At 46.5% G+C, this 12,311-nt stretch carries 10 protein-coding genes; 8 read left to right on the top strand and 2 right to left on the bottom strand.

The window, feature by feature from the left end; all coding sequences use genetic code 11:
- The first annotated feature begins 60 nt into the window (after nt 1–60).
- Together BN1938_RS13430 and BN1938_RS13425 are read left to right on the top strand one after the other, a co-directional pair.
- On the top strand, nt 61–507 hold the full coding sequence (locus tag BN1938_RS13430; protein ID WP_050641096.1) for a MarR family winged helix-turn-helix transcriptional regulator: 447 nt from the start codon (nt 61–63) through the stop codon (nt 505–507).
- Between the two features lie 106 nt (nt 508–613).
- A complete protein-coding gene (locus BN1938_RS13425) occupies nt 614–3,403 on the top strand; it encodes an ATP-binding protein (RefSeq protein ID WP_242843861.1) in 2,790 nt (929 codons plus the stop codon).
- 41 nt (nt 3,404–3,444) lie between these two features.
- Here the strand turns inward: BN1938_RS13425 and BN1938_RS13420 are convergent, their stop codons facing one another.
- Nucleotides 3,445–4,509, bottom strand: a complete 1,065-nt coding sequence (locus tag BN1938_RS13420) for a uroporphyrinogen decarboxylase family protein (protein ID WP_050641094.1) — start codon at nt 4,507–4,509, stop codon at nt 3,445–3,447.
- Nucleotides 4,510–4,792: 283 nt separating this feature from the next.
- Here BN1938_RS13420 and BN1938_RS13415 point away from each other — a divergent pair, with 283 nt between their 5' ends.
- The 4 genes from BN1938_RS13415 (at nt 4,793) to BN1938_RS13400 (ending at nt 9,675) form a co-directional block, all read left to right on the top strand.
- Nucleotides 4,793–5,680: a DegV family protein gene (locus BN1938_RS13415; protein ID WP_050641093.1), complete on the top strand. Its 888-nt coding sequence runs from the start codon at nt 4,793–4,795 to the stop codon at nt 5,678–5,680.
- A gap of 140 nt (nt 5,681–5,820) precedes the next feature.
- Nucleotides 5,821–7,053, top strand: a complete 1,233-nt coding sequence (locus BN1938_RS13410) for a [Fe-Fe] hydrogenase large subunit C-terminal domain-containing protein (protein WP_050641092.1) — start codon at nt 5,821–5,823, stop codon at nt 7,051–7,053.
- A 1,240-nt stretch (nt 7,054–8,293) separates the two neighbouring features.
- Entirely contained in the window at nt 8,294–9,112 is an 819-nt protein-coding gene (locus tag BN1938_RS13405; protein WP_050641091.1) for a MerR family transcriptional regulator, read from the top strand.
- 107 nt (nt 9,113–9,219) lie between these two features.
- Nucleotides 9,220–9,675, top strand: coding sequence for a DUF3788 domain-containing protein (locus BN1938_RS13400; RefSeq protein WP_050641090.1), 456 nt, complete (start codon nt 9,220–9,222; stop codon nt 9,673–9,675).
- A gap of 369 nt (nt 9,676–10,044) precedes the next feature.
- Here BN1938_RS13400 and BN1938_RS23705 read toward each other — a convergent pair whose 3' ends face one another.
- Complete coding sequence (locus BN1938_RS23705; RefSeq protein ID WP_167702515.1) at nt 10,045–10,182, bottom strand: hypothetical protein; 138 nt, start codon at nt 10,180–10,182, stop codon at nt 10,045–10,047.
- Nucleotides 10,183–10,517: 335 nt separating this feature from the next.
- Between BN1938_RS23705 and BN1938_RS13395 the strand changes: the two genes are divergently transcribed.
- On the top strand, nt 10,518–11,051 hold the full coding sequence (locus BN1938_RS13395; RefSeq protein ID WP_050641089.1) for a sigma-70 family RNA polymerase sigma factor: 534 nt from the start codon (nt 10,518–10,520) through the stop codon (nt 11,049–11,051).
- Complete coding sequence (locus BN1938_RS13390) at nt 11,048–12,220, top strand: DUF4179 domain-containing protein (protein WP_050641088.1); 1,173 nt, start codon at nt 11,048–11,050, stop codon at nt 12,218–12,220. Before BN1938_RS13395 ends, BN1938_RS13390 begins: the two co-directional genes overlap by 4 nt.
- The last annotated feature ends 91 nt before the right edge of the window (nt 12,221–12,311 follow it).

The following is a 12,311-nucleotide window of genomic DNA, read 5'->3' as shown; positions in this document are numbered from 1 at the left end:
TTTTATTTACTAATTTAAGAGCATAACACGATTACGTTCATTTGTCAATGGAGAGTAAAGATGAAAAAAGAAAGATATTCTGAACAATTTGTAAAAAATCTACTTCTGGTAATGCCTGACTGGCATTCAAAATTAGTACGCCCGTTTAAAGAGACGCTGCACAAGGAGATGAGCCTGGAGACATACTACTGCCTGGAAACACTTAGAAAATGCGAGACAGTGACTATGACGGAGCTGGCTCAGCAGCTGAAGGTTCCAAAACAGCAGGCCACAAAGCTTGTGGATAAGCTCTATCAGTATGGATTTATAGAACGGCAGTATCATGAAAATGACAGGCGGATGATCTGGCTGCGGCTTACGCAGAAGGCCGTTGACTATTTAGATGAATATTATCTGAAAAATAAGGATTTTCTTCGTTCTCTGGAAGAAAAATTGAGTCAGGAAGAACTGAGGAGATTGAATGAGGCGGTTGAAATACTGGGGGAGATTCTGCCTAGATTGGAATAGCACAGGCTGAGAAATAGAAAAATATTTGGAATATATACCGCATCTGCAGGAGACATATGATATAATCAGATGTGACAAAACCATTATGAAAAAGGAGCTCAGGGATATGGCGATATTATGGAAGGGGAGATTAAAAAACTGTATCATGATGTTGGCGGCGACGGCAGCGGCATTGCTTTGTTCATCGGCACCTGTGCAGGCAGAAGAGCAGACGGAACAGCTTGTCCTTCGGGTTGCTTTCCCGGAATTGGAAGGATATACGGAAACAGATGAGGACGGAACCCGTCATGGTATCGTGGTCGATTATCTTAATGAGATTGCTAAATATACAGGATGGAAATATGAATTTATTGACACAACAGTGGAGACCATTATTGATGAGTTCATGGCTGGTGATTATGATTTAATGGGCGGAGCTTATTATTTGGACGGAATGGAAGAATACTTTGCTTATCCGGATTACAATACCGGTTACAGCAAATCTATTCTGCTGGCCAGAAAGCAGGATGATAGCATTAGAGCCTTTGACTGGAAAAGCATGACCGGAAAGAAGATAGGCGTTTATAAAAACGCTGCGGAAAATATCCACCGTCTCAAGGTGTTTTTGGACAGTAATAATATAGAAGCCGAACTGATTGAATTAACGCGGGAGCAGCAGGTGGATGGAAACTTCTATCATTATCTGGAAGATGGAAGGGTGGATATGCTTCTGGGAAATAACACAGAAGATTCCGGTCTGTTCCGTGTGGTGGCAAAGTTTGATTCACAGCCCCACTACATTGTTACAACGGGGCATAACCAGGAAGTTTTGGACGGATTGAATATGGCGATGGCGAAAATTATGGACTCTAACCCTAATTTTGCCGAGGAGCGCTACGAGGCTAATTTTCCTGATTCGGGAATGGCAAGTATACATTTGAACGAGTCTGAGAAGGCGTACATCAGCAAAAAGAAGTTGGTAAAGGTTGCCGTTATTAAAAAATGGCACCCGCTGTATTGCATAGAAAACGATGACGGACAGCATGACGGTATAATTCCCGATGTGTTGAAAAAGGTGGAAGAATTTTCAGGGCTGAAATTTGAATTTGTTTATGCGGATAGTTACAGTGATTCGCTGGATTTGGTGAAAAAGGGAAAAGCGGATATGCTCGGCTCTTTTCTTGGCACTGATAACGAAGGCGCCCGGATGAATCTGGCAGTAACAAAGCCGTATGCAGTTCTGAATGACATTATAGCACGTAATAAGTCTGTGACATTTCCCTCAGAAGGACTTATCGGGGCAGTGACCGAGGGCCGGGTGATGCCTGGCGGTATCCAGGTATCTAAGGTAAAGTACTATGAAACCGTGAACGAAGCGCTGCGTGCAGTTAACAGAGGAGAAGTCGATTTCTATTATGGTCTTTCCTCAAGAATTGAGCAGGAAATACAGGCGAATCAGTTTAAAAATGTGATCCCGAATACTGTGGTCAATGAAAAAAATGAAATGAGTTTTGCAATGCCCAGTCCGGTTGAGGGAGAGCTGCTGACGATCATGAACAAAGCCATTAACACCATGACCAGTGACGAGAAAGAGACGATAGAGAGCCAGAATATGATATCCATAGGCACGGGACATCTTTCAGCAATCCAGATGATTTATGCGAATCCCCTGCTGTTTATAGCCATATTGGCAGGGATATCCCTTCTGGTAGTTGTTTTTGTTCTGATTATGGCGCGCTATCGTATTCATGCGGCAAAAATGCAGGCAAACCTGGAGAGGGCCGAGGCTGAAAGCCGTGCGAAAGGGGAATTTTTGTCCAGGATGAGCCATGAGATCAGAACCCCAATGAATGCAATTGTCGGCATAAGCGACCTTACCTGTATGATGGACAGCGTTCCGGATAATGTAAGGGAGAATCTTTCCAAGATACGTGCCTCTTCCCGTTATCTGCTGAGCCTGATCAGTGACATCCTGGATATGAGCAGAATTGAAAGCGGTATGATGACAGTGACCAGCGAGCCATTCGCTATGGAGCAGATTCTGGATGAGTTGGAAAGCATGATGACGGCGGAAGCAAAAAGGCGGGGCTTGGACTTTCGGTTGGAGACGGAGATTCAGGATGATGTGGTTGTCGGGGATTCGGTACGCCTGAAACAGGTGCTTACAAACCTGATTTCTAATGCTTTTAAGTTTACTCCTAAGGGAGGAAGGGTCAGAGTATGTGTAACGCAGATGCAGAGTTCTGAAAAGAAAGCGGCATACAGATTCCAGGTTATTGATAATGGCATGGGGATATCCGAGGAGAATCAGAATCGTATTTTTGAAGCATTTGAGCAGGTTGGCACCAGCTTTTCTAAAAGCCAGGGAACCGGACTGGGACTGGCCATCAGCAGGACGCTCATCAGGCTGATGGGGGGCGAACTGAAGCTTGCCAGCCAGGAAGGAAAGGGCAGTGAATTTTATTTCACCGTTGAATTTCCAATTGGGGTGCTGGAGCCAAAACAGGAGAAGACGGAGACCGATCATTTCCTGGCGCACATGAATTTTATCCTTGCCGAGGATAATGACCTAAATGCAGAGATCGCCGTTGAACTGCTGAAGATGCAGGGTGCATCGGTGAAGCGGGCAGAGAACGGAAAACAAGCGCTCGAGTTATTCCGGGAAAGCAGCCCGGGCGAATATCAGGCGGTTCTGATGGATATTCAGATGCCCGTCATGGACGGGCTGGAAGCGTGCAGGGCCATTCGCAGCCTGGATCGGGCCGATGCGGCAGAGATCCCTGTGATAGCAATGACTGCGAATACGTTTAAAGAGGATGCCGACGCTGCGGCTGATGCCGGAATGAATGGTTTTGTGACCAAACCGGTGGATGTTGAGTACCTTTACCAGGTTCTGGCAAGCCTTATAAAACGATAAGGAATGAAGGCTGATACTCATTGCACAGATTAACCAGTTACTTAATCTGTGGTGTACCAGCCATCTTCCAGGCAGGTATCGTACATAGCGAGTACATTCTCAAGCGGAGTCTCTTCCAGAAGGTAGTCATGGCTTGGGGAAAGAATGTAGCCGCCTCCGGGCTTCATGCATTTGATGGTTTCACGGGTTACCCTGACTGCGTCTTCGATGCTTCCATTGATCAGTACGCTGATAGAATCGATACATCCATTGAGGATAAGCCTTTCACCGAAGTGCTTTTTCAGGTAAGCCGGCTGCATTTCCCTGGTGATCGGCTGCAGACTCTGCACGGCGGAGATGCCGCTCTCAATTAGCGCAGGCATAAGCTGGGTGTAGCTGCCGCAGCAATGCATCATCGTAGGAAGTCCGTATTCCCTTCCAAGATCCGCCAGCTGCTTCAGGTAAGGATATAGGAATTCGCGGAACAATTCTTCGCCCAGCAGAGGTCCGGTCTGGCTGCCCAGATCATTTCCAATGAAGAAAATATCGATTGCCCCTTGGGCCGCCTCAAATACTCTTGCGGACAGCTCATAGTAGAAATCTGTGACGTGGGAAAGTACGGCGTGTACGATATCCGGGTTTTCATACATTAGGATCATCATATTTTCCATGCCGAGCAGGTCGATGGCATCATGAAAAATAGGGCACCATTCCCCGCCCAGGACAGCATATTGATTCTCCCATGCCAGTGCGTCTTCTCTGATATATGAGACATCAAACCAGTCGGGAGACGGCCAGGCATAGGCATGGATTTCCTCGACGGCAGCATTGGCAAGGGGGTGGAACGCTGCCTGTCCGTAGCCAATCCCGTCTCTTTCAATGCCAAATATGGATTTTGTCTTTCCATTCATGGGACCACAGTCCGGATTAAATTGGTCCGGTCCGGCATAACGTGAATAAACCCGGCGGAAATCGTCATGGAAACGCCGCAGAACCTCTTCGTCATTCTTAACATTCAGAAAGCTGCGCGCCTTTGCCATAAAATCGGGAGACGCACCGCACCACATGGGAATACGGTCCGGAATCTGATGGGAAAAAACTGCCATTACACGTTCTTTTGAAGTCATATTGGATCCTCCTTTTATCCTTTTTCTTTTATTTTATAGGTTTGTGACAGGAATAACAATGCACCGGATTCCTTTAAAATAGTACGAAAATCGTTTCTGCCAGAGATACAGACAGACACCAGGGCGGCATCAGGTATCTTTCGCAGAAATATGGTGAAGATATTTATTTTTTCGGGGTTAAAAATGCACAAGGTAGTATTAACAACTATATAAAATAGTTGACATAACTGTGATATACGAGTAAGATAAAATTATAAATGCAGCAGAAAAGGGGGAGAGAATTGTGGAAAATTATGCATTAAGCTGTTGCTCAACTGCGGATTTATCGCCGGAGCATTTTAAAGAACGGGATATCTCATTCATATGCTTTCATTATTATTTGGACGGTGTGGAATATACGGATGATTTGGGGCAGAGTATGCCTTTTGATGTTTTTTATGCTAGAATGAAAGAAGGGGCGGATACCAAGACTTCTCAGGTAAATGCGGGGGAATTTATGGAGTATTTCCGCAGCATACTTATCCAGGGAAAGGACATTCTGCATGTATGCCTGTCATCCGGGCTGTCCGGAGTGGTTAATTCTGCGGAGACGGCGAAAGAGGCACTGTTGGAGGAGTTTCCGGACAGGAAGATTTTTATCGTAGATTCACTGGGGGCTTCTTCCGGTTACGGGCTGCTTATGGATCGTCTGGCCGACCTGCGGGACGAAGGCAAGAGTCTGGAGGAAGTGTACCAATGGGCAGAGGCTCACAAACTGAATCTGCACCACTGGTTTTTTTCAACAGATCTCACCTTTTATGTAAAAGGGGGCCGTATATCCAGGGTTTCCGGTTGGTTTGGAACAGCGCTGGAGATCTGTCCGCTGCTCAACATGGATCACACCGGGCACTTGATTCCCCGCTTCAAGATCAGGGGAAAGAAGAAGGTAATCCGGGAGATCGTAAAGAAAATGGAACTGTTTGCAGAGAACAGGCTGGATTACTCCGGAAAGTGTTTTATATCCCACTCGGACTGCTACAATGATGCCAGAAAAGTGGCGGATATGATAGAAGAACGTTTCCCAAAGCTTAACGGAAAAGTTGTGATCAACAGTGTTGGGACAACGATCGGAAGCCATACAGGCCCGGGAACGGTTGCCCTGTTCTTCTGGGGGGACGCAAGGAAAGACTGACATACAGCGAATATAATTCTGATACATGGTTCGTCTGCGCCCGGTGCCGTTACGGCATCCGGGCGTTTTGGATGTGCATAAAAACGGAACGCTCCGCCCATAATAACTGGTAATATCAGTTAGAAATGGGAGAAATTAAAATGAAAACATTTGAAGAGCTGTACCGGGAGATTCTGAACCGGAAAATATCACTAAAAGCGCCTCTGCCGCCCGAGTACCACCCTTATCATCTGGATTGTCTTCTCCATCCCCAGAGCCATGCACCGGTCGTCTTTAATGAGCCGTGCGAGGAGTGCGAATATGAGCGTGCGTGCCAGAACAGCTGTATCTTTGACGCAATTGAGGTTGGAGAGGATGGAAAATTATTCATCAATCCGGATTTGTGTACCGGGTGTGAGGCGTGTATTGAGGCGTGCAAGACGGATAAAATCACAGCAGGCAGGGACGTGCTTCCGGCAATGAAGGCCGTAAGGGAGTCAAAAGGGCCTGTATACATGATGGTTGCCCCGGCCTTTCTGGGACAGTTTTCGGAGAAAGTCACTCCGGGAAAGCTGCGGACCGCTTTTCAGGCCCTGGGTTTCACGGGAATGGTGGAAGTTGCTCTCTTTGCGGATATCCTGACCTTAAAAGAAGCGCTGGAGTTTGATAAACATGTCAACGAAGCGGGAGATTACCAGCTTACAAGCTGCTGCTGTCCAATCTGGATCTCTATGATCCGCAAGATGTATCATGAATTGATGCCCCATGTGCCGGGGGCCGTATCTCCCATGGTTGCCTGCGGGCGAATGATAAAACAGCTGCATCCGGATGCACTCACCGTATTTGCAGGCCCCTGTCTGGCAAAGAAGAGCGAAGCAAAAGAGCCGGATATTGCCGGGGCTGTGGATTACGTGCTGACATTTCAGGAAATACAGGATATCTTTGAGGCCGCGGACATCCACCCGGAGGAACTGGCCGATAAAGAAAAGGAGCATTCTTCCAGGGCGGGCCGGATCTACGCCAGAACCGGCGGCGTGAGCGAGGCCGTGCAGGAGACCGAGAAGCAGCTGAGACCGGATCGGAAGATAAAGGTGAGGGCAGAACAGGCAGACGGTATACCGGCCTGCCGTGAATTAATTAAACGGATTCAGAACAAAGAGACGGATGCCAATTTCTTCGAAGGAATGGGATGCCAGGGCGGATGCGTGGGAGGTCCCAAAGCCATCCTGGACCGAAAAGAAGGGCGCAGGCAGGTAAATGCATATGGAGACAGCGCCCCCTTTGCCACCCCGCTGGAAAATCCTTATGTTATGAAAATGCTTGAAGAGTCCGGGTTTGATACAATCGAGGACTTTATAGAAAAAAGCGATCTCCTAGTCCGGAACTTCTCCTGACTCTCATATCGGGATTTAGCGACGAGCTTTAGCCTCGGCGCGGATGGGGACGCTCCATGAAGGGATAGCCGAAAGCCTCCCGGAGAACATCCATGTCCTTTCAAAAACGCGGCCGCGGACCTAAGAAATTCTAGGCGGGAAACAGCCCTGAAAATGGAGCACCACTGACACATCACGAGAAATCCGATGATTTCTCGCGCTGGGTCAGCTGATTTTTGGATTCGGAATCCAAAAATCTCTCCATTTTCAGGGCTGTTTCCCACCAAGAATTTCTAAGGCCCGCTTTGAGCATTTTTGAAAGGACATGGATGTTCTCCGGGAGGTTTTCGGCTATCCCGTCCTTTCGCTGGGTTCATCCAATCGGCAGTAAAGCTCGTCTACTGGGGAGGGTCCGTAACGGGGGCAGTGTATTGATTCGACCGGTGGAACATGAAGTCCCCATTCATTTATCAACGATACGGTTGTAACTTTATAGAAATATAAATTGTTGTGCTGAAAGCGCATGAAAATTATTTTTGGAATGGGTCCTGCATTTAGTATTCAACATTTTCGAACATCCTGTACAGTGAAAGTATATCCAAAGGCACCCTGTAATTCATACCTGGGGAAGAGTCAGCAGCAGAATAAAGCTCAATTTACTCTTTCTATGTACCGGGGCTATGCTGTGCCATCAAACGACTCAATACGCTGCCCCCGTTACGGACCTCCCTAGTTGACAAGTTTATCTGCCGATTGGATGAACCCAGCGAAATAAAGGGAAGGCTGGCGGCGTTCCCTTTATTTCGCGTCCCCATCCGTCGACAAGTCTAAAGCTTGCCGACTATACTCCAGGTAACTGAAAATGTAAAATAATTTAACATTTCCAGGAAAATATTTTACAGAATTCCAACCAACAGATGATAAGAATTCAATAATCAGCCGATATAATTGCCTTGTGAAATGAAGATAAATAATAANTTGCTGAACCCAGCGCGGGAAATCATCAGATTTCCCGTGATGTGTTCAGCGTACCCGCCTATCCGGCATCGGGTGTTCTAGAATCACTTAGCAGCATGGGTGCATATCGCAACGGCATATACAGCCCCAGCACCTCCCCGGCCTCCCTGTCATGAAGCGTCCCCGTCCGTCGACAAGTCTAAAGCTTGCCGACTAAATCCCGATAAGTACTTGACTCTCACATTATGGTATACTGTATGTTATAAATGAGCTCAGAAATACACACATGTGAGAGGTGGTACCAATGTTAAAAATAGGAGATTTTTCGAAGTTGTCAAGAATCAGTATCCGTATGCTGCGCCATTATGATGAGATCGGCCTTTTGAAGCCGGAGGTCGTGGATGACCTCTCCGGTTACCGCTACTATGGCGTATCCCAGCTGCCGCTGGCTGAAAGAATCCAGGTATTGAAAAGCATGGGCTTTGGCCTTGCAGTGATTGGGGAGATCTTAGAAAAGTATGATGATCCCCGGGCTATAGAAGAGTTCCTGCTGGTTAAGCGCAGGGAGCTTGAGGAGCAGGAACGGCTGACAAGGGAACGGTTACAGGTTCTGGACAATACGATCAGATGGTTGAGAAAGGATGGTAATCTTATGAATTATGAAGTAACGTTAAAGACGCTCCCCCAGAGGTATGTAGCCAGTGTGCGCCAGGTAATCCCGGCATATGACGCGGAGGGGATGCTGTGGCAGCTGTTAAATGAGGAGACTGCTTCCCAGAATTTGAAACAGGCCGTGCCGTGCTACGGACTTGCAATATTCCACGATGAGGGATTCAAAGACGGTGATGTAGATGTTGAAATACAGGCCTGTGTGGAGGGATCTTATAAAGATACAGAACATGTAAGATTCAAGACCGTGGCGCCGGTTCAGATGGCTTCGGCAACATACAGCGGAAGCTATGACCAGATCACAAAGGTGAACGAATCTGTTGCCAGATGGATTCAGGAAAACGGCTATGAATTCGACGGCCCGTCGTTCTGTATTTACCACGTAAGCCCCTATGAGGCGAAAAGCCCGGACGATTTGGTAACAGAAGTATGTTATCCGGTTAAAAAGAAATAAAGACGACACACAGCTGTCCTGATTATTGTGGTATGATAGAGGAAAATGTAACGGTTCAGGCAAACCCGGACTGTTACATGAAAATACAAACTAACGGAGGAAATATCATGGGATGGATTGAAGCATATACAAGAGAAGACAAACCTGAATTTGAGGACATCAGCGCTTATGTGGACTGTCCGTTTTGGGATGGGCTGTGTGAATTTATTGAAGAAACGTATTCCATAAAGCCGGCCATAGAATACAGCAGATGTTCCGGGGCGCCGGGATGGAATGTGAAATATAAGAAAAGCAGCAGGGCATTGTGCACCTTATATCCGAATAACGGTTATTTCACCTGCCTCATATCGATCGGGAGAAAAGAAGCGCCGGAGACGGAACTGATGCTGGGATCCTTCAGCTCATATCTGCAGGAGCTTTATAAGAATACGAATGTATTTAACGGCTCCAGATGGCTGATGATCGATGTGACTACGGAAAAGATTTTTGAGGAAGTAAAAGAACTGCTCTGTATCCGGATACGTCCTCCAAAGAAAAAAGCTGGGGATGGAACCGGCAGGTAAATAAGTGCGATTCGTATTTAACGAGAAAAGTGAAAATCTCCCGCTTCTATAGGGGGGAGATTTTCACTAAAAACAAGAATACGTATAATAAGAGGTCATTTTCTTGATTTTATACAGGAAAATGACCTTTTGTGTTAGAATTATTTTGCAAATAGAACTAGTACAGCAGTGCACTAATAATTCAGCAATAAGCACCTGCTCTCTACGCCATAGCTGCACCTGCTTTCGCTAGACGTAGGAACCACTACGCCGTCGCGAAAGCAGGCACACCTCTGACGCAGATATCAGGCACTTATTACTGAAAGATTAATGCACTGCTGTACTAGGCATATCTCATATTTTAGAGTCCGGTCTTACTTCTTTACTGCTTTAATCCTTTTTTTCTGCCGGTGTATAAGCAATCAGTACAATTTCCTGGTTGGTTTTTTCTTTCAGAGTTTTCTGCAGTTTGTCAATCTCATGGACACATTGACCGGATATGTCGGCTATCTGATAGTTTTGATCCATTTGGACACCTCCTCATAAATAAAATTATGGCTTTATTATTATGACTAAAATAAAGGCTGATTATGCGGGATGTTATACATTGCAGTAAGAACCTGCAGGCAGAAGTTAAATCAATGAGATTCACATGGAAAATAATTCCGTATAATTTTTTCAATATACTGAAACTTTTCAATCTATTTATTTATCTAATTAGTATCAATCGATTGAATAAAAATTATGAATACAATTATCCAAGACAGAGCAGGTGTGATAACCGCTAGTCCCGCCGGACAGAATGTTTGGGCGTGACAATGAAATATCAGACATAAGCTGCTATACAAAGGGGGAGTGTGAAGTTGAGAAATCTGGTAAAAAGGGCACAGGCGGGTAATAAGGAAGCTTTTATACTATTAATGGAAGAGCATAAGCAGGCTTTGTATAAAATTGCAGTCAGCATGCTGAAAAATGATGCAGACGCTGCAGACGCCATGCAGGACACGGTTCTGAGCAGCTTTGAAAATCTGCAGGGCCTGCGGCAGCCGGAGTTCTTTAAGACATGGCTGACCAGAATACTAATTAATCACTGTAACCGCATATTAAAGGAGCGTGGGAAAATGGTGCCAATATATGAACATCCGGAATTGGAGGAAATACAGGTGGATACGTCCGGCAGGGAGTTCTTAGGCCTGTTGAATCAGCTGGAGGACCAGTACCGGATTGTTTTGCTGCTTTACTATGTGGAAGGCTTTAGTATCAAAGAAATCGGCTCCATACTGGAGATGAACGAGAATACCGTAAAAACGAGGCTGTCGCGGGGGCGGAACTCCTTCAAAAAAATATATCTGAAGGAAAACCCGACGTCAGCATATGGAATGGAGGTGCAGGGATGAAGAGACAGGATCATGATATCGAACTGAAAGAAGCATTGCAGAATGATATAAAGATACCGGAAATCGTAGATGACCGTATGGGGGAAATGTATGACAAAATCCGAAGCGGTGAGGTGCGTATGAAACAACTTAAGGGCAGCAGTAAAAAGAAAAGGATGTACAGAGGGCTTGGGATTGCAGCAGCCGCCGCGTGCATGGTCATTGTATTGTCGGGCGTGTTTTATGTAAACCCGGCGCTGGCAAAGGATATCCCGCTATTGGGAGATGTATTCGGCCGCCTGCAGAAGATGCGGGAGGATACCCCTTACCCCGAGAAAGACAAGACCGCATACAGCAATATCGAGAAGCATTCCAAGCCGGTAGTAACAGAGCCCGAAGAGGAGATCACAAACGTAGCGGAAGACCAGGGAATCACCATCAGCGTGACAGATGCATATTGTGACGGACTGGATTTATACTTTACCCTTTCCATGCGCACAGAGGATCCGGAGCTGAACACCGCCGACAGACTCGATTTGCTCACCTACAAGGAAGGGGATCCGGTTTCCTTCTGGGCCTGGCTTACCGTAGATGGAAAAGAGGCATACACCACAGAAACATTAACCGGAAAAAAATCGGAGGACGGAGTCTATGTCTCCCTCATGAGGATACCTGCATCCTACGTAGAAAATGGTGAATTCACCGAAAACACAACAATAGAAATCCACGCAGACGCCATAGGCGCCCACAGATTCGGCGAAGAGGAAGACACAACCCTGGAAAACTACGGCAAAGCAGACTTCAGCAGACTCGGATTCAAAAGCATAAAAGGCAGCTGGACTCTGAAATTCAAGCCAACCATGGACACAACCCAGAACAAAGAGGCAGAGCCAAATGCAGAAAACAACGGATTCATTGTACAGAAAGTAACACAAACACCAAGTAATATGCACATCGAACTCTTCATGCCCGAAGAATATATAGAAAGAAACCCGGCAGTCATCCTGACAGACACCAACGGAAACCGCGTATATGAAGAATTCGGCAGCAGCACAACAGACACAGAAAACGGAGGCCAGGTACAGGGAATGGTATTCGACCACTCCGACGCCACACAATTCATACTACAAGTAATAGATAAAAACGGCGACATGAGCGTACTGGCAGAGATTCCCTTCGGAATGGAGTAGCATCGAACGCTCCCGTCCGAGATACCCCCCAAGTCGGAGAGCCCTGCCGCCCGGATGTACAAAAAGAGAGTCCGTCCGGTACGGGCGAAAA

The organism is Eubacterium sp. SB2 (assembly GCF_001244405.1).
Taxonomy (GTDB): domain Bacteria; phylum Bacillota; class Clostridia; order Lachnospirales; family Lachnospiraceae; genus Faecalicatena; species Faecalicatena contortus_B.
Note: the sequence above shows the minus strand (reverse complement) of the source record. Positions and strands in the feature narration are given on the sequence as shown.